Raw genomic sequence first — 24,217 nt, forward strand, 5'->3', positions numbered from 1 at the left:
CCTCGAAGTCGCCGGAGGCGACCGAGGCCGCGACGGCCTCCTCGGCGGCGAACAGGCCGTCGTCCGGTCCGTCGTCCGGTCCGTGGTCCCGGGTCGTCGGGCGCGACGCGGCGTCCGGCCAGGCACCCGAGCCCGAGCCCGTACCGGTGCCCCCGGTCGTACCCGTGCCGCCCGTACCGGGGCCCCCGGTCGTACCGGTGCCCGCCAGCGCCGCTCGGGCTCTGGCCGCGCCCGCCGTCGCGTCGCCGGGCGGGCCCGACGGGGGCGGGGTCGTGGCGTTGCGTGCGGCCGAGGCGTCCAGGGCGGCCGTGGAGGCGGCGGGCTCCCACTGGCGGCCCCGCCTGCCCGCGTCCATCGCCTCGTTCGCGAGCCGGTCCGCGTGCTTGTTCCGCTCGCGCGGGATCCACTCGTAGCGGACGCGGCCTGCGGGGAAGACCCGTCCGGCCTCGGCCGCGAGCGGCTTCATGTCGGGGTGCTTGATCTTCCAGCGGCCGGACATCTGCTCGACGACCAGCTTGGAGTCCATGCGGACGTGGACGAGGGCGTCCGGGAACAGTTCCCGGGCCGCCTTCAGGCCCGCCACCAGGCCCTTGTACTCGGCGACGTTGTTCGTGGCCACGCCGATGTACTCGGCGGCCTCCGCGAGGGTCTCGCCCGTCGCCGGGTCGAGGACGACCGCGCCGTAGCCGGCGGGCCCCGGGTTGCCCCGGGAGCCGCCGTCCGCCTCGACCACGAGTTCGCGCATTACAGGCCGGACTCCGAGGTGCGGACGAGGATCCGGCGGCAGTTCTCGCACCGGACGACCGTGTCCGCGGCGGCGGCGCGGACCTCGTTGAGCTCGGTGATGTTGAGCTCGATGTGGCAGCCCTCGCACTTGCGCTGGTAGAGCCGGGCCGCGCCGACGCCGCCCTGCTGCTCGCGCAGCTTCTCGTACAGCTTGATCAGGTCGGCCGGGACGGCTCCCGCGACGAGCTCGCGCTCCTTGGCGACGGAGGCGGACTCGGTGTCCAGCTCGGCCTGCGCGGCGTCGCGGCGCGCGGTGGCGTCGTCCACCTTGGACTGCACGGCGGCGACCCGCTCGGTCAGCTCGGCGAGGCGCTCCTGGACGGCCTCGCGGCGCTCCATGACCTCGAGGACGATCTCCTCCAGGTCGCCCTGGCGCTTGGCGAGGGAGACGATCTCGCGCTGGAGGTTCTCCAGGTCCTTCGGGGAGGAGACGGCGCCGGAGTCGAGCCGCTGCTGGTCGCGGGCGGCGCGCTGGCGGACCTGGTCGACGTCCTGCTCGGCCTTGGTCTGCTCGCGGCCGCAGTCGCTCTCCTCGGTCTGCGCGGCGACGAGCAGGTCGCGCAGCTGGGTGAGGTCCTTGGTCAGCGCCTCGATCTCGGCGTGCTCGGGCAGCGAGCGGCGCTTGTGGGCGAGCTGCTGGAGGCGGACGTCCAGGGCCTGGACGTCGAGGAGGCGGATCTGGTCGGCGGGCGCGGCGTTCAGTTGGGGGCTCCAGGAGAGGTGTGGTGGGAGGACCAGGGGTCGGTGACCGTCTTCGAGACGTGGACGCGGAGGTCCCAGCCGTGGCGGTCGGAAATCTCGTCGAGCTGGGCGGCGGCCTGCTCGCACCAGGGCCATTCGGTGGCCCAGTGTGCGGCGTCGACCAGGCCCAGCGGAGAGTGCTGGGTGGCCTCGGAGACCGGGTGGTGGCGCAGGTCGGCGGTGAGGAAGGCGTCGACGCCCGCGGCGCGGACGGCGTCGAAGAGGCTGTCGCCGGAGCCGCCGCTGACGGCGACGCGGCGCACGGTCATGGCGGGGTCGCCGGCGACCCGGATGCCCTGCGCGGTGGCGGGCAGCCGCTTCGCCGCGCGGGCGGCGAAGTCGGCGAGGGTCTCGGGGCGGTCGAGCTCGCAGATCCGGCCGAGGTTGTTCTCGGGGACGAGGGGTCCGGTGACCCGGAGGTCGAGCGCGCCGGCGAGGGCGTCGGAGACGCCGGGGTCGGCGGTGTCGGCGTTGGTGTGCGCGACGTGGAGGGCGATGTCGTTCTTGATGAGGGTGTGCACGACGCGGCCCTTGAAGTGGCCGGCCGCGACCGTCGTCGTGCCGCGCAGGTAGAGCGGGTGGTGGGTGACGATCAGGTCGGCGCCGAGGGCGATCGCCTCGTCGGCGATCTCCTGGACGGGGTCCACGGCGAAGAGGACGCGGGTGACCTCGGCGTCGGGGTCGCCGCAGACGGTGCCGACGGCGTCCCACGACTCGGCTCGCTCTGGCGGCCAGAGGGCGTCGAGCTCGGCGATGACTTCAGACAGACGGGGCACGAGGGAAAGGCTACCTGCCCCTCGTGCCCCCTTGCTCTGGCCGAAGTCCCGGCCCGTGGACGACCTCGTCCGGGCCTACTTGACCAGGTCCTCGCGCAGGTCGTCGAGGACGCTGTCCGCGGCCGTGACGCCGAGGCCGAGGTACCAGGTCTCGTCCGGGACGTCCTTGGCCCGGCCGGCCTTGACGGCCTCGAGGTTCTTCCAGAGCGGGTTGGCCTGGGCGGTGTCCTTCTTGGTGGCCTCGGCGTCGCCGTAGACGCCGGTGAAGATCCAGCCGGCGTCGGCCTCGTCGATCCTCTCGGGGCTGATCTCGGCCGCCAGCTCGTCGATCTGCTGGTTCTTCGGCCGGGGCAGGCCGGCGTCCTCCAGGATCGTGCCGATGAAGGAGGCCCTGGCGTAGAGGCGGATCTTGCCGGGGAGGTAGCGGACCATCGAGACGGTCGGCTTGTTCGGGCCGATGTCCGTGCCGAGCCGCTTCGCCTTGGTTTCGTACGCGGCGAGCTTCGCCTTCGCCTCGGCGGTCCGGTCGAGCGCGGCGGCGTTGAGGAGGTAGTTCTCCTTCCAGGTGAAGCCCGGGCGGATGGAGAACACGGTGGGCGCGATCTTCGACAGCTCGTCGTACTTGTCGGCGGCGCGGAGCCGGCTGCCGAGGATGAGGTCGGGCCGGAGGTCGGCGATGGCCTCCAGGTTGAGGTTGTTGATGGTGCCGACGGACTTCGGGGTGCCGGCGTCCTTGGCGAGGTAGCTGGGGATGCCGTCGTCGCCCTCGGAGGGGGCGTAGCCGACGGGCTTGACGCCCAGGGAGACGACGTTGTCGAGTTCGCCGACGTCGAGGACGACGACCCGCTTGGGGGCGGCCTTCAGCTCGGTCGTGCCGAGGGCGTGGGTGAGGGTGCGGGGGAACTGGCCGGGCTTCGCGTCGGTGCCCATGGCCGCGGTCTCGGCGGCGGCGTCGCCGAAGTCCTTGCCGCCGGCGGCGACGTCCTTCTTCTTGGCCGCGTCCCCCTTCTCGGCGGGGCCGGAGGACCCGTCGCCCCCTCCGCAGGCCGCGAGCGAGAGCGCGGCGGTGAGGGCGACGGCGGCGGCGGTGCCGCGGCGGCGGAGGGACATGGGAAGGCTCCTGTACTGGTCGTCCCGGCGGGGATCACGGGCCGCCCCGGCGGGGTACGCGGACGGCTCCGGCGGGGCATGCGGACACGGCCCAGCGGAAGCGCAGCCTCCACTTAGGTTCGCCTTACCTTACTCACCATGGGCCACTCCAGCACAACCGCCCCCTCCCCATCGGCCGAACCGCCGGAGGGCCACCCTTATGTGTGAAGTGGGCGGGCTCGTGTTGTTCGGCTGGAAGTGCGAAAACTAGCTTCGTGGCCGGAGGTGACGAGTCGATGACAGCGTGTGCCATCGAGACCACGGCCGAGGACGACGACCGCGAGCAGTACCCCACCGGGTCGGCCGGCTTCACCATCACGGCCAACGGCGCGTACGCGGCCAGGCTCGCGGGCGAGGGTGACGCCCTGTACGTGGAGAGGTGGACCCTCGACGGCCCCGAGCCTTACGCCGTGCCGCTCCCCCTCGACCAGCCGGAGGATCCCGGCAGCCGGCTGCTGCCCCTCGCGGACGGCCGGGTCCTCGTCGCCCGTCGCGTCGACGGGCGACGGAACACGTTCTCGCTGCTGTACCCCACCGGCCCGGCCACCGGCGAGCTCCGGCTCGGCGCGGTGGAGGCGCCCGGCTCCGAGCGGCTGGTGCTGCTCCCGCCCTCGCCGGACGGCATCTGCGCGTACGCGATGTGCGTCGGTCCCGACACGACGACGCTGTGGCTGGTGGCGGGCGGGGCCTTCGGTCCCGAGCAGGTGGCGGAGGTCAAGGGCCGCTGCACGGGCGGGGTGTGGCTCGACCGCACGGGCCGGATGCTCGCGCTCGACCGGCGGCTCGACGACGGGCCGGTGAAGGCCGTCGCCGTCGACCTGGAGCGGGGCGGGGAGGTGACGCCGCTGCTCCAGATCACCGAGGAGAGCGACGACCGGCTGCTGCTCGCGGACCCGGACAGCGGACTGCTCCTGATCCGCTCGGACGCGCCGTCCCCGGGGCACGACCGGCTCGGCTGGGGCGTGCTCGGGAGCCTGCTGCCGGTGCGCTTCCCCGAGTGCCTGCGGCTCGACGACGCGGCCGTGACGCCGTTCGCGGTGCAGCCGGGACAGGTGCTGATGCCGGAGGGCTGCGCGGTGGCGCTGCGGATCGACGCGGCGGGCGGCAGCTGGGTGGGCGCCTGGCAGCCCTCGTCCCGCCGGATGGCCCAGCTGGCCGCGCCCCAGGGCTGGCTGGCCGGAGCGGGCCTGTGGACGGCCGAGGGCGTGCTGCGGCTGCCGTACGCGACGGCCGAGGTGCCGTGCGGGCTCGCCGGACTTGAGGTGCCGCCGGAGCCGGAGCCCGAGCCCGCGCCGGTGGTCGTCGAGGAGCCCCGGGTGTGCCGTCCGGTGCCTTTGCAGCAGGCACCTCTGACGGACCGCGGGCCGGCTCGTTAGACTCACGGCCGCACAGCAAGAGCAAGACGTACGGGGTGAGTTCCAGCATGTCCGAAGCAAGCACGCAGGGTACGGAGTCGCACGGCTCCGGGAAGCACCGCGGTCAGGCGTCCCCGGCGGAGGACTCCACGTCCTCGCCGCACGGCCGGCACCGCCGCGAGGGCGACGCCCACGCGCACTGAGGGAAGACGGCGAAGGGCCCCGGGGCGACCCCGGGGCCCTTCGTCCTTCCCCACCGCGGCCTCCGTGGCTCAGCCCTTCTTCAGACCCAGCACCTCCGTCGCCGCGAAGGTCTCGCCCGCCGGGCGGGACGCGTAGTGCGGGGTCAGGAGGGAGTCCAGCTCCTCGTACGTGAACGCCTCCTTGGCCGTGTCGAACTTGGCCGAGACCTTCGGCCGGTCCACCACCGCCACCATCCCGCCGTGCACGACGAGCAGCTGCCCGTTGACCCCGGCCGCCGCCGGGGACGCCAGATAGCCGACGAGCGGTGCCACGTGGTCCGGGGACAGCGGGTCGAGCTCGCCCTCCGCCGGTTCTCCGAAGCCCGCGAAGACGTCCTCCGTCATCCGCGTCCTGGCCCGCGGGCAGATCGCGTTCACCGTCACCCCGTACCGGGCGAGCGCGAGCGCCGACGAGGTGGTCAGGCCCACGATGCCGCCCTTGGCCGCCGCGTAGTTCGGCTGGCCGGCCGAGCCCGCGAGGAAGGCCTCCGAGGAGGTGTTGACGATGCGGCCGTAGACGCCGCTCTCGCCCGCCTTGGCGCGGCCGCGCCAGTGCACCGCCGCGAAGTGGGTGGTGTTGAAGTGGCCCTTGAGGTGGACGCGTACGACCGAGTCCCACTCGTCCTCGCTCATCGAGAAGACCATCCGGTCGCGCAGGATGCCCGCGTTGTTGACCAGCACGTCCAGCTTCCCGAACTCGGCCACCGCCAGGTCGACCAGGGCCCGCGCCGTCTCGAAGTCGGAGACGTCGCCGAGGTGCGCGACCGCCCGGCCGCCCGCCGCGCGGATCTCCGCCGCGACCTCCTCGGCGGGTGCGGCGGAGGCCTCCCCCGAGCCGTCGCGGCCGGGCTGCCCGTAGTCGTTGACGACGACGGCGGCGCCGAGCCGGGCCAGTTCCAGGGCCTCGGCGCGGCCGAGGCCTCGCCCGGCGCCGGTGACGATCGCGCTCAGCCCCTCAAGAGGCAGTGACATGACCGGAGTCCTCTCAGATCTCGATGCAGGTACGGAGGGCCGCGCCGGTCCGCATCTGCTCCAGGGCCTCGTTGATGCCCGCCAGCGGCACCCGGTGGGTGATGAGCGACTCCAGGTCGATGCGGCCGGCCCGCCAGAGCGCGATGGCGCGCTCGTACGAGCGGAGCACGTCCCCGCCCCCGTACATGGAGGGCAGGATCCGCTTCTCGTCGAAGAACAGCTCGAACATGTTGAGCTGGAGGAAGTCGTCGAGGGCGCCCGCGCCGACGACGCAGAGGGTGCCGCCGCGCCGGGTCGTCTCGTACGCGGTGCGGGCGGTGGCGGACCTGCCGACGACCTCGAAGACGTAGTCGAAGCCCTCGCCGCCGGTGATCCGCTGCTTGGCGTCGGCGAGCGCCTCGGGGGCGACCGCCTCGGTGGCGCCGAACCCCAGCGCGGCCTCGCGCCGGGACTCGACGGGGTCGACGGCGACGATCTGGGCGGCGCCCTGGAGCCTGGCGCCCTGGATCGCGGAGATGCCGACGCCGCCGCAGCCGATGACGGCGACCGACGAACCGGCCTCCACCTTCGCCGTGTTGACGGCGGCCCCGAGGCCGGTGGTGACGCCGCAGCCGATGAGGGCGGCGATGTCGAAGGGCACGTCGTCGGGGATCGGGACGGCGCAGCCCGCGTCGACGACGACCTCCTCGGTGAAGGTGCCGGTGCCTGCGAAGCCGAAGACGTCGCCGCCGGGGCGCTTGAAGTTGGGCGTGCCGGCGTTCATGAAGCCGGCCAGGCACAGCTGGGTCTGGCCGCGCCTGCAGGCGGGACAACTGCCGCAGGCGGGCAGCCAGCAGAGCAGGACCCGCTGGCCCTGCGCGAGCCCGGTGACGCCGTCGCCGACGTCGAGGATCTCGCCGGCGCCCTCGTGGCCGGGGACGAAGGGGGCGGGTTGCGGGAGGACGCCGCTCATGGCGGAGACGTCGGAGTGGCACAGGCCGGTGGCCCGCACCCGGATCCGCACCTTGCCGGGGCCGAAGCCCACCGCCTCGACGTCGTCGAGGACTTCGAGTTTGTCCTGGCCGATCTCGTGCAGTACGGCTGCGCGCATGGTGCGGCTCCCTCCGGAACGGATCTACGAGTGTTCGACGAGGGTGTCGGCGAGGACCGGGGCGTCGTCGCGCTCCACGGCCGTCACCGCCACCTGGACGCGGCCGTCGCCGGCCCACATCCGGATGCGCAGGGTCTCGCCGGGGAAGACGATCCCGGCGAAGCGCGTGCGGTACGAGCGGACGCGGGTGACGTCCCCGCCGAGCAGCGTGTCCACCACCGCCTTGAGGGTCATGCCGTACGAGCAGAGTCCGTGCAGGATCGGCCGGTCGAAGCCGGCGAGCTTGGCGAACTCGGGGTCGGCGTGGAGCGGGTTCCAGTCCCCGGAGAGTCGGTAGAGCAGGGCCTGTTCCTCGCGGATCGGCCGTTCGACGGAGGCGTCGGGCGCCCGGTCCGGGAGCGGGAGGCGTTCGGAGGGGCCGCGGTCGCCGCCCCAGCCGCCCTCGCCGCGCACGAAGATCGAGGCGTCGCTGGTCCAGAGCGGGCCTTCCTCGTCGGCGGCCTCGGAGCGCAGGACGAGGACGGCGGCCTTGCCCTTGTCGTACACGGCGGCGACGCGGGAGGTGGAGACGGCCCGGCCGCCGGTGGGGAGGGGCCGGTGGAGGGTGATCGACTGGCCGCCGTGCAGGACGGCGGCGAGGTCGATGTCGATGCCGGGGGCGGAGAGTCCGCCGACGACGCCCATGCCGGCGCCCGCGACGGTGGCGAAACTGGGCAGGACGTGGAGCCGGGACTCCAGGGTGTAGCGGAGCTCGTCGGGGTCGGTCGCGGGGACGCCCGCTCCGAGGCCCAGGTGGTAGAGCTGGACGTCCTTGTGGTCCCAGGAGATCTCGGCGCTGCGGGGTTCGGCGGCGACGGCCTTGGCGGGGTCGATGGGCATCGGGCTGCTGCTCCTCGTTCCGTGGAAGACCTCGGCGCGGCCGTCCGCACCGTCGGCCGCACCGAGGCCGTGCGGGGACCGTCCCGTACGCGGCCGTTCTAGAACGCGTTCTAGGTCGGTGGACCCCATGTATAGCCGAGGCGGCAGAAGTTGTGAACCCTCCTGACGATACGTCAGAAACCCTTCTGGGCAAGGCGCCCGGGACATTCGTCACGGCCGGTTCCGTACATCCGCGCCTGCCGGGCCGCGGCCCCCGATTCGTAGCGTCGTCCCCATGGAGAACGAGACAGCGGTCGCCCTCACCGGAGTCACCCGGTCCTTCGGACCGGTCCGCGCCGTGGACGGCATCGACCTCACCGTCCGGCGCGGCGAGACCGTCGCCCTCCTCGGCCGCAACGGCGCCGGCAAGTCCACCGCCATCGGCCTGCTCCTCGGCCTCGACGAGCCCGACGGCGGCGAGGTGCGGCTCTTCGGCGACGCCCCGGCCCGCGCCGTCGCGGCCGGCCGGACCGGCGCGATGCTCCAGGACGGCCGCCCGGTCCCCCGGACCACCGTCCGCGAGCTCGTCGCCTTCGTCGCCCGCACCTACCCGAAGCCCCTGCCGGTCGCCGAGGCCCTCGCGCTCGCCGGCCTCACCGAACTCGCCGACCGCCGGGTCGACCGCCTCTCCGGCGGCCAGGTCCAGCGCGTCCGCTTCGCCGTCGCCCTCGCAGGCAACCCCGAGCTGATCGTCCTCGACGAGCCCACCGCCGCCCTCGACGTCGAGGCCCGCGAGGCCTTCTGGGACTCGATGCGCGGCTACGCCCGGCGCGGCAACACCGTCCTCTTCTCCACCCACTACCTGGAGGAGGCCGACGCCCGCGCCGACCGGATCGTCGTCATCGACTCCGGCCGCGTCCTCGCCGACGGCACGAGCGAGCAGCTCAAGCGCGCGGCCGGCGGCAGCCTGGTCTCCTTCGACCTGGCCGGCGCCCCCAGCGAGGGCCTGACCCTGCTCCCCGGCGTGACCTCCGTGGAGATCCGCGGCGACCGCGCCCGGCTCCACACCGACGACTCCGACGCGACCGTCCGCGCGCTCGCCGGGCGGAACGCGATCCGGGGCCTCGAAGTCACCCCCGTGTCCCTCAACGACGCCTTCCTCGCCCTCACCGCGCACGCCCGCCCCCTGGAGACGACCCGATGATCACCGAGTACGTACGCCTCGAAGTCCGCCGCACCCTGCGCGACACCGGCTTCGCCCTCGGCACCGTCGCCGTCCCGGTGATGATGTACCTGCTCTTCACCAACCTCGGCGGCCAGAACGAGGAGGGATGGAAGGCCGCCTCCATGGTCGGCATGGCGGCGTACGGCGCGCTGGGCGCCGCCCTGTCGATCGGCACCGGCGTCGCCGAGGACAAGGGGTCCGGCTGGCTGCGGCAGCTGCGGATCACCCCGATGAGCCCGCACCAGGTCGTCACCGGCCGCGCCCTCACCGGCTCGGTGGTGGTGCTGCCGTCGATCGTCGGGGTCCTCCTCGCCGGCGGCCTCGTCAACGGCGTCCGCCTGGCGGCCTGGGAGTGGGCCGCGGTCGCCCTCGTCCTCTGGCTCGGCTCGCTCCCCTTCACCCTCCTGGGCATCGGCAACGGCTACCGGTTCACCGCGCAGACGACCGGGGTCGCGAACATCGCCGGCAACCTGGGCCTCGCCGTCCTCGGCGGCCTGTGGTTCCCGGTGGGCCTCTTCCCCGACTGGCTGCGGTCCCTCTCCGCGTACACCCCCACCAACCGCTTCGCCGAGCTCGGCGTCTCGGTCGCCGGCGGCCACGCCCCGGGCGCGGCGGCGCTCGCGGTCATCGCCGCCTGGGCGGCCCTGTTCGGGACGTACGCGGCGGTCTCGTACCGTCGTTCGGCGAGGACGGCGTAGGGGGAGCGGACATGACCGACAGCGTGTGGGGACGGGCCGTGACGGTACGGAGAAAGTGTCTGGCGGACCGGGGGCCGAGCGGGCCGAGTCTCCTCCCCTGGCTCCTCATGGGCCTGGGCGCGCTCTCCCACCTCCTCGACGGGGAGGCGCCGAACCCGTGGATCGGCGGCCTCGGCCTCCTCGCCTTCAACACCCTGTACATCGCGATCGTCTTCCGGGCCTTCGACCGCCGCCGTCGCGAGGCCCCGCCGACCTGGTGGCTCCTCGTCGCCCTCGGCGCGCTCACCTTCGCCCTCGCCATCGGCTACGGCCGGGAGTGGCTGCTGCTCTTCCCGCTCCTGGGCCTCACGGTCGGCGCGGTGGTCCGACGGGGCAAGTGGTTGCCCCTGATCGCGTTCCCTCTGGTCGTCGCGGCCGGGGCGGTGACCTTCTGGAAGGACGACTGGGGCTCCGTCGGCGTCGTGTACGGCACGTTCATCTCGATCATGGTGACGGCGGCGATCCTCGCGCTCGACGAGACGGTCCGGGAGCTGCGCGAGACCCGCGAGGAGCTGGCCCGTACGGCAGTGGAGAAGGAGCGGCTGCGGTTCTCGCGCGACCTGCACGACCTGCTCGGCCACACCCTCTCGGTGATCGTGGTGAAGTCGGAGGTCGTCCGGCGGCTCGCCCCGCGCGACCTGGACGCGGCCCTCGCGCAGGTCGCGGACATCGAGTCCGTGGGCCGCCAGGCGCTGACCGAGATCCGCGAGGCGGTCACCGGCTACCGCGAGGGCGGCCTCGCCACCGAACTGGACCGGGCGCGCGACGCGCTCTCCTCGGCCGGCATCGAACCGGTCGTACGCCGTTCGGGCCCGCTCCTGGAGCCCCAGACGGAGGCCCTGCTGAGCTGGGTGGTGCGGGAGTCGGCGACCAACGCGATCCGGCACAGCGGCGCCACCCGCTGCGAGATCGACCTCACCGGCACCGCCGACCGCGCCCGCCTCACCGTCACCGACAACGGCCACGGCCCCTCCGACGCCGCCCCGGGCAGCGGCCTGCGCGGCCTGCGCGAGCGGGTCGCCGCGGCAGGCGGCACCCTTGACTCGGGACCGGCTCCGCGCGGCGGGTTCCGGGTCACCGCGGAGCTCCCCGTGGAGACCCCCGCACCGGACGAGGGGGAGCCCACGGAATGATCAGACTGCTGCTCGCCGAGGACCAGGGCATGATGCGCGGGGCGCTGGCCCTGCTGCTCGGGATGGAGCACGACATCGAGGTCGTCGCCCAGGTCGGACGCGGGGACGAGATCGTCGACGCGGCGCTCGTCGCACGCCCGGACGTGGCCCTGCTCGACATCGAGCTTCCGGGGCGTTCGGGCCTGGACGCGGCGGCGGACCTGCGGGACGAGGTCCCGGACTGCAAGGTCCTGATCCTCACCACCTTCGGCCGCCCCGGCTACCTGCGCCGGGCGATGGAGGCGGGCGCGGCGGGCTTCCTCGTGAAGGACGGCCCCGTGGAGGACCTGACCGAGGCGGTCCGGCAGGTGCTGCGGGGCGAGACGGTGATCGACCCGGCCCTCGCGGCGGCGGCCCTCGGCGCGGGCCCGAACCCGCTGACGGCCCGTGAGCGGGACGCCCTGGCGGCGGCGGTGGACGGCGCGACGATCGCGGACATCGCCGCGACCCTGCACCTCTCGGAGTCGACCGTACGGAACTACCTCTCCTCGGCGATCGGCAAGACGGGCACGCGGAACCGGATGGAGGCGGTGCGGGCGGCGCGGCGGCAGGGGTGGTTGTAGAAGAACGGAGGAGGCCCTCCCTGGGACGCCAGGGAGGGCCTCGTCGTGACGCCGCCGGGACGCCGGGGCACCGACGGCCACGCGTCGGGTGCGGAGGGTCTCAGCGGCCCGTGAACCGCAGGGCTTCGATCATTTCCCGCAGCTCGTGCGGCAGCTCGGACCTCACCAGATCCGCCGCGGCCCGCACTACTCCGACGGCCTTCACCAAATCGGTGATGCTGCCGTTTTCCTCAAGGACTGCGGCAGCCATCGACAGCGGAGTCGTCAATTCGTCCTGGACGCGGTCGGTCAGCGAGTCCAGATAAACCGAATCGTCCGTGAGCACAAGGGAAACGAGCCGGTCCACAGCCTCTCGGTATTCCACCTCAGCCTGGCCTGACATCATCGCCCGAATCTCCTTCCACCTTTTCCGCACTGCCTGCGGGACCTATTTCGCATGATCGATCCCCAGCCAGTCGAGGCGTGGCTGACAGGCTATCTTGCAAGGAGTGGCAGGAGAGCCGTGGGACGTTCCACCGGATGCCAGTCCTCTCACCCGGACCACGGAGAACGATCCGTTGATCAGAGCCGATTGCCCCTCCGCCCGCTCGGCCAGAATGAGGCACATAGTTTCTGCACATCCACTGTGCCCCCGCTTTCCGAGCTGGCGAATGGCCCGGTCGAGCAGCCCCCCCGGAACGGCCTTGAGATCGTGGCCATTATATCCGAAGTAACTGCGGCCCGACGGTGAGGTGTATTTGGCAGCGAAATGCGGTCCGGCCTTTCCGGTGGCCCCGTTCGCCTGAAGGAAGTCCGCGTAACCGAGCAGGTCCGCCGGCGGCGTGCCGCAGTTGTGCACCAGCAGCGGAGTCGACGCCGCCAGCACGTAGTACGCGTGGATGTCGTCGATCGTGAGGTCGTGCGTCGTCTGGCGCTTCGTGTAGTAGCTGAGCGCCGTGATCTGGACGTGCGTACCCGCGCTCGTACGGAGCCACTGGCCCGTCTGCAGGTCGCCGGCCGGGACCCATTCCTTCAGGGCGGGGACCCAGAAGGGGTGGGTGTCGGTGGCGGTGATGGTGGAGAGGGTGTCGCCCGTCGCGACGGTGATCTCGGTGAAGTCCTTGTCGTCCTCCGTCCGGATGGTGTCGACGACCTTCTTCTCCGTGGTCTCGCCCGTCTCGACGTCCGTGGTGACGACGGTGTCGCCGACCTCCACGTCCTCGATGTCCTTGGTCGAGCCGTCGGCCATCAGCACCTTGGTGCCGGGCAGGAAGGAGTGGCAGCCGGACATCTTCCCGACGAGCTTGGTGACGCCCTTCTGAGCGAGCTTCCCGACACCCTGTCCCACCACGCCGGAGGCGGCACCCCAGATGGCGCCGTTGGCCTGGGCATTGAGCTGGCCGGTGATGCTGTTGTCCGCTCCTGGCGTCAGAGCGTTGTTGACGGCCGCGCCGGCGGCACCCGCCACCGCACCGCAGCCGGCCACGGCCGCGAATCCGGCGCCGCCCGAGACGAAGCCGGCACCGACCGCCGTGCCGACGCAGAGACCGCCGACGACGACCTCGGTGACGACCGAGATCACCTCGCGGTGCTCCACCGCGAACTTCTTGGTGCTGTCCCAGGCGTTCGACAGGCCGCACTTGGAGTACCAGGGGCAGTCGTCGTCGGACTTGCCGCCGCCACCGCCGCCACCGCCGGACTTGGCCGTTCCCGATGACGCCTCTCCCGCGCCGGCGGTGACGGTTCCACCGTCGGTGTTACCGCCATCCGAGGGGTGCTGAACGTCCCCCGGGACCGTGCCCGACAGCTCTCCGCCACTCGGGGTGCAGGAGTTTCCGTACGCCCCGCAGGTCTCTCTGAGGCCGGTCGGGTCCGACGTGGTCGTCGGGTGCTGGTTGGCGTAGCTGTAGCCGTTCAGCGACTGGTGCTGGTCCGTGGAGAGCAGCGGGTCGACGCTGATGAACTGGCCGATGCCCGCGTCGTATTGCCGGGCCCCGATGTGCGTGAGGCCGGTCGCCTTGTCGAGCGTCTTGCCGAGGAAGCCCTTGTCGTTCCCCCAGGTGCCGACGGATCCGCCGCGCTCCGAGCCGAAGGGGCTCATGAAGCGCTTGGTGACCGTCTGCGAGGCGTCGGAGGTGACGCTGACGCTCTGGGTGCCGTGGTGGTCACCGGCGAGGAACGTGAGCCTGTTGACGCCGAGTTCGGTGGAGCGCATGGCGACCACGCCGCCGCCGGCGGAGTAGCTGCGCTGGGCCCAGACCGCCCCTCCGCCCGAGGGCACGTGCAGTTCGGTGGCGCCCGCGTACAGGACGCGTTCGCCGTCCTTCGTGCCGCGGATCAGCAGCTCGCCGTCCGCGTCGTACAGGTACTCGGTCGCCTTGCCGCCCTCGGTGAGCTTGCCGAGCCTGCCCTCCGAGGACCAGACCAGGTCCTGCTGGCCCGTGGCTCCGGGGCGCTTGGTGGTGTTGCCCTGGCTGTCGTAGCCGTAGACCTTGTCCTTGGCCGGGTCGACCGCGGCGCACGGCGTGGTCGTCCGCGTGGTCGTGTAGCGGAGGGCGTGCGGCTGGTTGGCCGCGTCGTAGCAGTAGGTGGTCCTGGTGTCGCCGGTGGCGGCGTGCTGGGTCTCGGTCTCCCGCTGTCCCGCCTTGTTGTAGGTGTACGAGGTCCAGTACGGGGCCGGGCCGGACAGCTGGGCGGCGTCCCGGGTGTCGGCGCAGTTCTGGGACGCGGGGGTCCAGGCCTCGAGGAGGCGGCGGTGGCCGTCGTAGGCGAAGCACTGCTTCTCGGCCTTGCTGGTGCCGCCGAGGGTGGTCGGGTCGGCGATCGAGGTGACGTTGCCGGCCTGGTCGAAGGTGTAGGTGAGGTCCTGCAGCATGTACGGGTGCGTCTGGTCCGTGACGTTGCTGTTGGTCAGGCGGCCGGTGCCGTCCTCGTAGGTGTTGGTGACGTAGACGTTCCGGTCACCGGTGCCGCCCATGCCGAGGGTTAGCTGCCGGGCCTGGCCGGTGGCGGAGTAGTCGATGTTGCGTACGTACCCGCTGGTTCCGGTGACCGAGGTGAGCTGGCCGACGCTGCCGTAGCCGTACTTGACCGTCTCGGCGGGCAGTCCGCCGAGGGCGGGCTCGGACGTGGTGTCCGTGGACCCGTCGATCCGGTACGCGGCGGTGTACGTCAGCTTGCCGCCCGGGACCGAGGCGGTGAGCGCGTCCCCCGACGGGAGCGCGAGCTCGGTCGTGGTGGGGCGGTTGAGCGCGTCGTAGGCGGTGACGGTCTTGGTGTAGGCCGAGCCGGTCTCGCCGCCGACGTAGCGGGTCGACGACGTCGGGTAGCCCTTGAGCGGCGCGTCGTAGGTGCGCTTGGTGAGCAGGTACTCGGGCTTCTGCTCCCCCTCCCAGGTGGAGGTGGGGCGACCGATGCCGTCGTAGGCGGTGAGGACGCTCTTCCCGCCGGCGGTGTTCTTCACCGGCCGGTCGAGGAGGTCGTACTCGGTGGTGGACGCGCCCTTGTCCGGGTCGGTCGCGGTCTTCTCGCGGCCGAACAGGTCGTAGGTGTACGTCCACGCGGCGTTGTCGGGGCCGGTGATGGACTTCGGCTTGCCGTCCGGCGTGTAAGTGAACTTCGTCGAGGTGTACGCCGCGCCGAGCGTCGCGCCGTACTGCGCGTCGTCCGGGCTGGTGCCCGCGTATTCGCGGGTCTCCGTGGTCCTGCCCCGGACGTCGGTGATCGTGCGGGTCGCCGATCCGCCGGCGAGCGCGGTGGTGGCCACCGAGTCACCGGTGTAGCCGGTGGTCGTCTTCTGCTTCTCCACGCCGAACACGAGGAGACTGCTGGAGACGGCCCGTCCGGCACCGTCGTACGACGTCAGCGTCTGGACGGGCGCCTCGCCGTACTCGGCGCGCGCGTACGTGCCGTTGGGCGTGCTGGTGTTGTCGAAGATGTCCGCGTACGTCTCGTAGGCGAGTCCGCGGGAGTCGTAGCGGGTGTCGGTGAGGAGGCGGCCGCCCTGCGGGGTCGGCTGCTGGGTCTGGAGGGGCCGCAGCAGCGCGTCGTAGATCGCGTAGGTGGTCTTGTAGGTCTCGCCGTCGGCGTTCAGCGTGGCGCTGGAGACCCAGGACTGCTTGGTGTTGCTGACGGAGTAGGTGTACTTGCTGTTGGGGCTCTGGGTGCCCCGGTCGCGGTTGGGCAGCCAGACGTCCGTGACCCGGCCGAGCGCGTCGTAGGCGAGCTCGGTCTTCTTCAGGTTCGCGTCGTAGATGCGCACCGGCAGGCCGCGGCGCGGGTCGACGTACGTGATGTTCTGGTGGGTCAGGGCGTTGGTCTGCAGCGTCCTCGTGAGCGGACCGGCGGTGGCGGGCGTGTACGACGTGGTGGTCGACTTCAGGTCGGCGTTGGTGACCTTGGTCGGCCTGCCGAGCGCGTCGTGGGTCGTGGTGGTGCCCTTGTCCCAGGTGACCGCCCCGCCCGTGCCGTAGATCGTGGCGCGGCCCACCCAGGTGGGAAGCCCCTTGGTCGGCTGCATGGTGGTGGTCCACGCGAGGCCGTCGTAGGCCGTGGCCGTGTCGGACAGGACGTTGCCGCGGGTGCCGTCGGCGTTCTCCAGCTTCAGGTCCGTCTCGGCGAAGGTGCAGCCGAGCGCGACCGTGCGCACGCGTGAGACGAGGTTCTTGAGTCCGACGGTGTCGTTGTCGGCGTACCAGGTCTGGGTGCAGGTCTCGTCACCGGTGGCGGCGAGGTCGCCGGTGTCGAGGACCTTGACGGCACGTCCTTCCGCGTCGAAGGAGATGGTGTCGGTGGCGCTGGAGCGCCAGGTCCCGGAGGCCGTGAGGTAGGTGTACCCGGTGGTCTTGTCCGTCCGGACGAAGCGGGCCACGTGGTCGCCGGCGTCGGGGACGCCGGTCTGACGGGCGGTCTCCTTCGACCACGGGTCGTTGACCGTGGCCGAGAGCGGGGTGGTGCCGTCGTAGAGGACCTGTTCGCGCAGGGTGCCGCTGTACTGGTCGGCGTCCTTGATGCCGGCGGCGCCGATCGCGGGCTGGGCGAGCGGGGCGAGCGTCACGGACTTGGTGGTGCCGTCCTTGTTCGGGTCGCCGTCCATGCCCTGCATGTAGAGGGAGACCGTCTTGGAGCGGACCGCGGCGTTGCTCGATCCCTTCTGGACCGTGACCTGGCGGTAGCCGCGCCAGTCGGACCAGGTCCGCTCGGCCTTCTTGGTGAACGGGTCGTCGTTGTAGTGCCAGGCGGCACCGCTGTACGAGTACTCGTTCTCGACGGTGTCGTTCTGGCCCGCCGGGTCGGAGGTGGTGACGCTGAGCACGCGGTACTTGTGGAACCAGTCGACGGACGCGTCGGCGGCGCCGTTGATGTTCCAGTACATCGGGTAGCAGCTGCGGGTGTTGGTGTCCTGCGGCGCGGTGAGGACCTGGCTGCGGACGCACTCGGGCGCGGAGATGCCGACGGTGGTGAGGGCGCCGGTCTCCGAGGTGACGGTGGAGACGCGGGGCCGGGTCAGCGGCAGGATGTCGTCCGTGCCGTCCACCCGGTTCGGGCGCATCTGGTACGTGAACGAGAGCGGGTTCGTCGTGATCGCGGTGCCGGCCTTGGCCGTCCGCTTGATCGACTGGAGCGTCAGCACCTGGTCGGAGGTGTCGCCGATGTCACCGCCGTCGAGGTACTGCTGGGTGAACGCCCAGGAGTCGACCGGGTCGTAGGCGCTGGTCGCCGCGTTCCAGGTGAAGGTGCTGACGTCGGTGAGGCGCTTGCGGGTGAAGAACGACGGGGACTGGGTGAGGCACTCGGTCGAGTCCTTGGCGCAGATCGCGTCGAAGGGGACGTCGGGCCACTTGTCGGCGGTCTCCTTGGTGAGGGACGTGCAGTCCGCCGCCGTGCACCGCTCCGCGTAGCCGAAGGTGACCTTCGCGTCGGCCTTGTCGGTGAAGAGCTCACCCTTGCGCAGGCCGTAGGTGATCTCCTTCAGGCGGCCGCTGCGGATGTACTCCGCGTCGGCCTTGGTCGCCTTGTTCTTCTTGTAGTAGTTCGCGTCCTTGTCGTACCAGTAGGTCGACGCGTTGCCGCGGGTGTCCTCGACGTAGTCGAGGTTCCAGCGCCAGGCCTGGGTGACGGCCCGCTCGGCGAAGGTGGCGCCGGCGCTGTAGCCGGGCTCGCCGGAGTCGTCGCCGAAGACCGGCACGGTCCAGGTGGAGTTGGTGCGCTGGGTGGTGGCGCCGTCGAGCTTGTCCTGGCCGAAGACGTACTTCGTGCCGTCGCCGCTGACGACCGTCCAGTACTCGCCGTCGTCGTCGCCGTTCGTGGCGCCCGTGAGGCGGGTCACCTTCGAGGCGTCGTCGCCCTCCAGCTTCCAGACGTCCGTCGTGGCCGTCTTCACCATACGGGAGGACTTGCCGTTGAGCACGATGCGGGCGTTGTCGTACGTCCAGCAGCGGTCGCCGATGTCCGCGTGGCCGTCGTCGTCGCAACTGCCGTAGCTGCGCTCGATGTACGACTCGGTGAGGGTGAACCCCTCGCCGACGGAGGTGGGCTGGTTGTTGGTGGTGGCCGTGCGGCCGTCGATGCTGCCGGAGTCGTAGGCGATGGTCAGGGTCGGGGCGGGTCCGGCGGCCGCAGGGGGCACCGAGAGGCCGTACGACCAGGTGAACGCGCCCGAGCTGCCGCCCGCCGCCCAGGAGGACGAGGAGGTGAGCGGGGTGGCGCTGTAGTCGCCCGTGCCGTTCGCCGACTGGCCGCCGCCGCCCGAGGTGGTGAGGGCCATGACCGTGGCGCCGCTGGTCGAGGACGCGGCGGTGCCGAGCTGGGTCGTGGGCCCGGCGGCCGCGGCGGCGAGGTCGACGTCGGCGGAGACCGTGTGCGTGTCGGCGTCGTTGTCGGAGGCGAGCGGGGTCTGCGTCCGGCACTCCGCCTTCTCGGGCGTGGTCAGGGCGCATTCCGGGAGCCGGACGAGCCGGAGCCGTCCGGACCAGCCGCCGCCCACCGCCGAGGCGAAGGCCCCGTAGTCGACGCCGATCCTGGCCCTGCCCGCGATGTCGGCCTCGGCCGTGAGGACGACGCCGGTGATGCCGAGCCTGTCCGCCACGCCCTGGCCGAGGACGGCGACGGTGGCGTCGGTTCCCTCGGCCGCGGCGGCCTTGCCGGTGGCGGGGGCGAGGGTGACGGGCAGGCCGCCGGGCGACGCGGTGGCGGCGCCGACCTTCAGGGCGGCGGTGCCGGCCTTCGGCCAGGTGTCGCCGCGCTGCTGTTCGGAGCGGGCGCGGAGCGCCTGGGACGCGTTGTTCCGCAGGTCCTCGGCCACCTGCCGGCGGGCCTGCTTCGCTCCCGGCTCCGTGACCGGCTTGACCTTGCTGACGCGCTGCGCGGGCAGGTCGGGGCGGCCGAGGCCGCCCTTCGTGCCGTCGGCGGCGACGACCGGGGTGAGGCCGATCGGTATGGAGAGTGCCACGGCGAGCGGCAGCACCACGAGCGCACGGCGGCGCCTGCGGCGGGCTCTGCCCTGCCGTGTGTCGGAACTACTTGTGCCGAATACCACAGATGCTCTTCCCGTTATCTTCGGACTGCCGTCCGAGGGCGTGACGAGGGGCGCCTTCCGCCCGCTCGTTCAGGGCGTCTTCCGCCCGTTCAAGGGGTCGGGCCGGGGGCTGCCGCGTGCGCGGCGGCCCCCGGCCCGAGAGGCCCGCTCAGGTCAGGACCCGAGCTGTGCCTCGAACTGGTTCTCGTTGTTCATGGCACCGGTCCAGATCCGCACGTCGCTGACCTTGGCCGGCAGGAAGTGCTTGTACACCGCACCGGTCATGCCCTTGCCGACGGCGATCTCGCCCGTGCCGATCTGGGCGACGTGCTTCTCCCAGTCACCGTTCTGGGAGGTACCGACCCGGAGTGCGATCTGGCCGTTCTGGGCGTCGAAGACGCCGGTCAGGCGGACGGTCGAGTCGTAGACGGCCTCCTCGTCCGACTGCACGCCGGCGATGGTGGACCCGTCGGCGTTCAACCGGCCGAAGAACCAGTGGCCGATCGGGACGCTCACCTCCGCGCCCTCGCCGTTCTCGCCCGCCTCCGGGTCGAAGATCGTCTTGCTGCCGGTCCGCTTGAACCACAGACCCCAGGACGATCCGTCGGCCGTGCGCTCACCGACGACCTGGCCGACGTAGCCGACGGTCATCGAGGCGATCTTGGCGCGCTCCACCGCGACCTGCGTCGACACGGTGAAGGAACCGAAGTCGTCGACGACGGGACCGGCGGCGTTCGCCGCTCCCTTGACGCCGTCGAACGCGATCTTCTCGCCGGCGACCGTCGCGCCGGGTTCGAGGGTGAGCGCGCGGCCGTAGCCGGAGGTGGCGTCGGGCACGGTGGTGGCGCCGTCGGCGAGGCCGGTGGCGCTCCAGTCGGCCACCAGCTCCACTCCGGTCATGCCGCCCGGCAGGAGCAGCTGGGCCTCCTCGGAGATCTCCTCGTCGGTCAGCGTCCGCTGCCACGCGGCGACCTCGTCGATGGAGCCCTTCCAGTAGTCGTAGTACGCGCCGCGCCACCAGACGCGGCCGATCTGGAACCGTCCCGTGGACGTCCACGACGGGGCGACGGCGTGCGTGCCCTGGAGTTCGCCGTTGACGTACAGCTTGATCAGCTTGGTGTTGTGGTCGTACACGGCGGCCAGGTGCGTCCAGGCGCCGATCACGGCGGGCCGCTTGGACTGCACGATCTGGTTGCTGATGTCGCCGTCCGTGGCGTCCTTCGGCGAGGTGCGCAGCTCCCACTTCTTGGAGTCGGCGCGGTAGCCGAGGTAGAAGGCGCTGTACCAGCCGCCGCTCATGAGCGGGTCCTGGCCGAGGGCCGTCGCGTTGCGGCTGCCGTCGGTGAGGCGGACCCAGCTGGAGACGGTGTACGAGGAGCCGGTGCCCACGACGGGGCCCGCGGTGGCGGCGTAGCCGGTGGCGCCGGTCAGGGCGAGGCCCTTGTCGGTCACCGGGGCGGCCAGCGGCAGGCCCTGGGCGTCGTGGGTGATCAGGCCGCGGCGGCCGTGGTCGTCCCGGGTCGCCGGCGCGATGAGCGTCGCGTCGGACTCGCCGCCCGTGGGAGCGCTGTCGAGGGCCGCGCCGGTCGCCTCGTCGAAGCGCCAGCGGCCGACGGCGTCGGCACCGGTCGCCACCTTGAACAGGACGGCGTTCGTGGCGCCGGCGCGTCCCAGGGTGTCCTTGGCGCGGACCTCGAGGGTGTACGTGCCGGAGGCCGGGGGCGTGACGTTCGCCTTGAGGACGCCGGCCGCCAGCACGTTCCACGTGGTGGAGGGGGCCAGACGCCACTCGTACGACTTGTTGTTGGTGTCGCCGACGGCGGGGCCGAAGGTGAAGCCGCCGACCACCCCGGGGGCACCGCCGGCCGGGCAGTCGTTGGGCAGGCACTCGACGTACGGGCCGTTGAAGGCGATGGTGGGCTTCTTGGGCGCGGTCGGGTCGACCTTGAAGTAGCACCAGTTGGCGTAGCCCGAGGACTGCGCGTGGGTGCCGTTGTCGTAGTAGACCTGCGTCAGCGAGGTGTAGCGGTGCAGCGGTCCCTCGGTGAGGGTGCTGGGCCAGGAGGTCGTGACCTTGACGTTGTCGCCGACGAAGCCGGTGCCGGAGGGACTCGCGAGGCCCGAGCCGGACCAGGTGCCGTCCGTGGCCTGCTTCTCGATCCGGAACCACGCCTTCAGCTTGGCGCCGCTCTCACCGCCCGCCGCGGTCTGCGGCGTCGAGTTCAGGGTCGGGGTCGGGTCGGAGACGACCGTCGGGTCGGCCGCGTTGGTGCTGCACACCGTGCCGGATCCGCCCACGATGCCGACGCCGGTCGGCTTCGCCGGGTAGGCGACGTAGCTGACGCGGAGGACGGCGTCGTCCTTGAATCGCTTCCAGGCCGAGGTGTCGGTCTCGTCGTGGGCGCGCAGCTCGAGCGTGAGCCGCGAGAAGTTGCCGGCCGCGAAGGAGGCGACGGTCGGCGTGAGGTTCTCGTTGGTCTCCTCCGGGTTGTCGTTGAACTCGATCGGCGCGTCCGGGGAGTCCGGGTCGCAGAGCGAACCGCGGCCGGCGGACACGGACCGGTCGACCATCCAGTCCAGCTCCTTGGGCCGGCCGGCCCAGGTCGTGGCGGAGGAGATGTTGTCGGTGCGGACCAGGTCGACCGTGCGCGGGTCGCACTGGAAGGCCCACGGCTCGGTCACGGCGAACGTCGCGTCGAGGACGCGCTTGCCCTTGAGCTGGTCGGGGGCGAACTCGAAGTACAGGCGCTGGACGTAGCCGGGGCCGCAGTAGTAGCCGTTCCAGCTGCCGCACTCGCCGACGCCCTGGCCGCGGCCGTCGCTGCCGTTGCCCCAGCCGTACGACTCGTAGCCGTCGCTGCGCAGCAGCGTGCGCTCCGACTCGCCCCAGGTGACCGTCGGGTCGATGAAGAGCGGGAAGGCGGAGGCGTCGCGCGTGGCGAGCATGGCGGCGTCCGGGACGACCGACAGCGAGCCCTTGCCGAGCTTGACGCCCATCCGGGCGACCTTGTCGCCCTGGCCGGGGGCGAGGCCCTTGCCGGACGGGGCGCGCTCGATGCGGGAGGCGTCCGAGCCGGAGGGCCTTCCGTCCGCGGCCGGCGCCTGCTTCTGCTGGACGGCCGGGGTCGCGGCGGACCGGCCGGCCGAGTTCCACATCTGCGCCGGCGGGGCGCGGAAGACCGTCTTGCCGGTCGCGTCGACGGCGGTGAGGTTGCCCGCCGCGCCCTTGCGGACGTCCAGGCCCTTGGCCTTCAGCCCGAAGGTCAGTTCCTTCAGCTTCGGGTTGGCCGCCGCCTTCGGCGTCTTGACGACCAGCACGTGCTGGAAGCTCTCGACGGTGGCGGTCACCTTCAGGTCGACGTCCGGGAGCACCTCGCGGTAGACGGCGCTGCTGCCGTCGATGACCGGCGCCGGCAGGGAGCCCTGCCAGTCGAGCTCCAGGGAACGTCCCTGCTCCTCGATCGAGACGAGCGGGTCCTCGGAGCCGCCGCGCGAGAAGGTCATGACCGCCGAGGCCGCCTTGGGCCCGATCGAGCCGTCGGAACGGCGGACGAGCGTGGCGTCCGGCGTCTGCCAGCCTCCGCCGGGCCTGGCGACCCGGACGGGGACGGTGGACTGCTCCAGCGTGAACGTGTAGCCGTCCGGATTGGCGAACACCGTGGTCCGCTCGGAGCGCTCGCCCTGGACCTCGACGCGCTCACCCGACTTCTTCGCCTCCGCGAGCGCGCGGTGGCCTTCGTCGAGCTCGGCGTTCCGGTCGTTCGCCGTCGCGACCGACGGTGCGGTCGCCTGGACCGCGGGCGCCGGGAGTCCCAGCGCCATGACGATTGCCGACAAGGCGATCGTCGAGCTGCGGGCACGCTGACGCGCCCACTGCCTCTTCACCATCCCCACCCCTAGTTACGCAAAGAACACAGCGAAACCACAGAATCGAATGGGGGGCGAGGACCGTCAACCTTTTTCCTAAGGCGCTGACCTGCACAAAAACTGCGCCAGTTCGGACATTGGGCCCAGATTCCGCCGCCGGGCGACGGGAGGCGAAACGCGAGGAAGATTACGGAGCGCAATGTACCCGGGGTCGCGGACTCACGACCCCGGGAAATGGCTGTACGCCGATTCGAGGGGACAAACCACCCCGCTTACCCCACCTCGCCGATCCGACCGGAATGCGTGGATCCGAATTCGACACTCAGTGCTTACATCGGCATGTCGACATTGGCGGTGACGCAACTCACATGCCGAGATCGCGCTTGGAGGGAACTTTCCCGGTGCTCTTCGGCAGCCACACCAGCATCAGCAGGGCCGCGCCGACGAGGACGGCCGTCGAGACGCGGAAGGCCGCCGCGTAACCGGCGGTGAGGCCGGCGGGGGACGTGGTCGGGCCCGTGACGGCGGTCGCCAGCGTGGTCATGACCGCGATCCCGAGGGCGCCGCCCATCGTGCGGGAGGTGTTGACGAGGCCGGAGACCAGGCCCGCGTCGCCCGGGGCGGCGCTGGACGTGGCGAGGGTGGCCAGCGGGGTGGTGGCCAGGCCGATGCCGGCCATCATCAGGATCCCGGGGCCGAGGATCGTCGTCAGGAAGTCGCCCTCGGCGGTCATCGTGGACTGCCAGGCGAAGCCGGCGGCCCCGACGAGCGCGCCGGCCGCCGCGAGGTTCCGGGCGCCGACGGCCGGCATCAGGCGCGGCGCCAGCTTCGAGCCCAGGACGACGCCGAGGGAGCTGGGGACGAGGGCGAGACCGGCCTGGAGCGGGGTGTAGCCGAGGACGCTCTGCGCGTACGTCGTCATGAAGAACCACATGCCGAAGGAGCTCGAACCGCACAGCAGGATGCCCACGTTGGCCGCCGAAACCGCCCGCGTGCGGAACAGCTTCAGCGGCATCAGCGGGGCCGCCGCGCGGGCCTCGACGGTCACGAAGACCGCGAGGAGCCCGAGGCCGCCGAGGAGCGTGAGCAGGGTCGCCGGGTCGGTCCAGCCGGCCGCCTCGGTCTGGACGATGCCGTACGCGAGGGTGGCGAGGCCCGCGGTGACGAGGACGGCGCCCGGCAGGTCGAG

General features: G+C 72.0%; 17 protein-coding genes. 6 read left to right on the plus strand and 11 right to left on the minus strand.

The window, feature by feature from the left end; genetic code table 11:
- The 4 genes from K7G60_RS33620 to K7G60_RS33635 all read right to left on the minus strand — a co-directional run.
- Nucleotides 1–745: reverse transcriptase-like protein (locus K7G60_RS33620; RefSeq protein WP_225804746.1), on the minus strand; the 745-nt coding region annotated here is incomplete at its 3' end.
- Nucleotides 745–1,488 (minus strand): zinc ribbon domain-containing protein, encoded by a 744-nt coding sequence (locus K7G60_RS33625; protein ID WP_225804760.1) that lies wholly within the window; start codon nt 1,486–1,488, stop codon nt 745–747. The genes K7G60_RS33620 and K7G60_RS33625, both read right to left, overlap by 1 nt.
- A complete protein-coding gene (locus K7G60_RS33630; protein ID WP_225804747.1) occupies nt 1,485–2,303 on the minus strand; it encodes a Nif3-like dinuclear metal center hexameric protein in 819 nt (272 codons plus the stop codon). Before K7G60_RS33630 ends, K7G60_RS33625 begins: the two co-directional genes overlap by 4 nt.
- Nucleotides 2,304–2,378: 75 nt before the next feature.
- The gene (locus K7G60_RS33635) at nt 2,379–3,413 is read right to left on the minus strand and encodes an ABC transporter substrate-binding protein (RefSeq protein WP_225804748.1); all 1,035 of its coding nucleotides are present in this window, start codon (nt 3,411–3,413) and stop codon (nt 2,379–2,381) included.
- A 275-nt stretch (nt 3,414–3,688) separates the two neighbouring features.
- On the opposite strand from K7G60_RS33635, the gene K7G60_RS33640 reads away from it, so the two are divergent.
- A complete protein-coding gene (locus K7G60_RS33640) occupies nt 3,689–4,828 on the plus strand; it encodes a hypothetical protein (protein WP_225804749.1) in 1,140 nt (379 codons plus the stop codon).
- 47 nt (nt 4,829–4,875) lie between these two features.
- Nucleotides 4,876–5,010, plus strand: coding sequence for a hypothetical protein (locus tag K7G60_RS39015; RefSeq protein ID WP_263986620.1), 135 nt, complete (start codon nt 4,876–4,878; stop codon nt 5,008–5,010).
- 69 nt (nt 5,011–5,079) lie between these two features.
- Here the strand turns inward: K7G60_RS39015 and K7G60_RS33645 are convergent, their stop codons facing one another.
- Genes K7G60_RS33645 through K7G60_RS33655 form a run of 3 tightly spaced genes read right to left on the minus strand, consistent with a single transcriptional unit; the run spans nt 5,080 to nt 7,990 of the window.
- Nucleotides 5,080–6,021 carry a 3-oxoacyl-ACP reductase gene (locus K7G60_RS33645; protein WP_225804750.1) on the minus strand — a complete coding sequence of 314 codons (942 nt, stop codon included), beginning with the start codon at nt 6,019–6,021 and terminating at the stop codon, nt 5,080–5,082.
- Nucleotides 6,022–6,034: 13 nt separating this feature from the next.
- Nucleotides 6,035–7,111, minus strand: coding sequence for a Zn-dependent alcohol dehydrogenase (locus tag K7G60_RS33650; protein WP_225804751.1), 1,077 nt, complete (start codon nt 7,109–7,111; stop codon nt 6,035–6,037).
- A 24-nt stretch (nt 7,112–7,135) separates the two neighbouring features.
- Nucleotides 7,136–7,990, minus strand: coding sequence for a MaoC/PaaZ C-terminal domain-containing protein (locus tag K7G60_RS33655; RefSeq protein WP_225804752.1), 855 nt, complete (start codon nt 7,988–7,990; stop codon nt 7,136–7,138).
- 274 nt (nt 7,991–8,264) lie between these two features.
- On the opposite strand from K7G60_RS33655, the gene K7G60_RS33660 reads away from it, so the two are divergent.
- The 4 genes from K7G60_RS33660 to K7G60_RS33675 are packed head-to-tail and all read left to right on the plus strand — an operon-like array spanning nt 8,265 to nt 11,666.
- Nucleotides 8,265–9,173, plus strand: coding sequence for an ABC transporter ATP-binding protein (locus K7G60_RS33660; RefSeq protein ID WP_225804753.1), 909 nt, complete (start codon nt 8,265–8,267; stop codon nt 9,171–9,173).
- A complete protein-coding gene (locus K7G60_RS33665; RefSeq protein ID WP_263986622.1) occupies nt 9,170–9,892 on the plus strand; it encodes an ABC transporter permease in 723 nt (240 codons plus the stop codon). Before K7G60_RS33660 ends, K7G60_RS33665 begins: the two co-directional genes overlap by 4 nt.
- An 11-nt stretch (nt 9,893–9,903) precedes the next feature.
- Complete coding sequence (locus K7G60_RS33670; protein ID WP_225804754.1) at nt 9,904–11,064, plus strand: sensor histidine kinase; 1,161 nt, start codon at nt 9,904–9,906, stop codon at nt 11,062–11,064.
- Nucleotides 11,061–11,666 carry a response regulator transcription factor gene (locus K7G60_RS33675; protein WP_225804755.1) on the plus strand — a complete coding sequence of 202 codons (606 nt, stop codon included), beginning with the start codon at nt 11,061–11,063 and terminating at the stop codon, nt 11,664–11,666. The genes K7G60_RS33670 and K7G60_RS33675 overlap by 4 nt, the downstream gene beginning before the upstream one ends.
- Before the next feature lie 100 nt (nt 11,667–11,766).
- Here K7G60_RS33675 and K7G60_RS33680 read toward each other — a convergent pair whose 3' ends face one another.
- The 4 genes from K7G60_RS33680 to K7G60_RS33695 all read right to left on the minus strand — a co-directional run.
- Nucleotides 11,767–12,051, minus strand: coding sequence for a hypothetical protein (locus K7G60_RS33680; protein ID WP_225804756.1), 285 nt, complete (start codon nt 12,049–12,051; stop codon nt 11,767–11,769).
- A 42-nt stretch (nt 12,052–12,093) separates the two neighbouring features.
- Nucleotides 12,094–19,095, minus strand: a complete 7,002-nt coding sequence (locus K7G60_RS33685) for a polymorphic toxin-type HINT domain-containing protein (protein ID WP_225804757.1) — start codon at nt 19,093–19,095, stop codon at nt 12,094–12,096.
- Between the two features lie 240 nt (nt 19,096–19,335).
- Entirely contained in the window at nt 19,336–22,983 is a 3,648-nt protein-coding gene (locus tag K7G60_RS33690) for a LamG domain-containing protein (protein ID WP_225804758.1), read from the minus strand.
- A gap of 409 nt (nt 22,984–23,392) precedes the next feature.
- Nucleotides 23,393–24,217 (minus strand): MFS transporter (locus K7G60_RS33695; protein ID WP_225804759.1); only part of this gene is annotated, 825 nt, incomplete at its 5' end.

The sequence above is a fragment of the Streptomyces sp. NK15101 genome (assembly GCF_020400725.1).
Classification (GTDB): domain Bacteria; phylum Actinomycetota; class Actinomycetes; order Streptomycetales; family Streptomycetaceae; genus Streptomyces.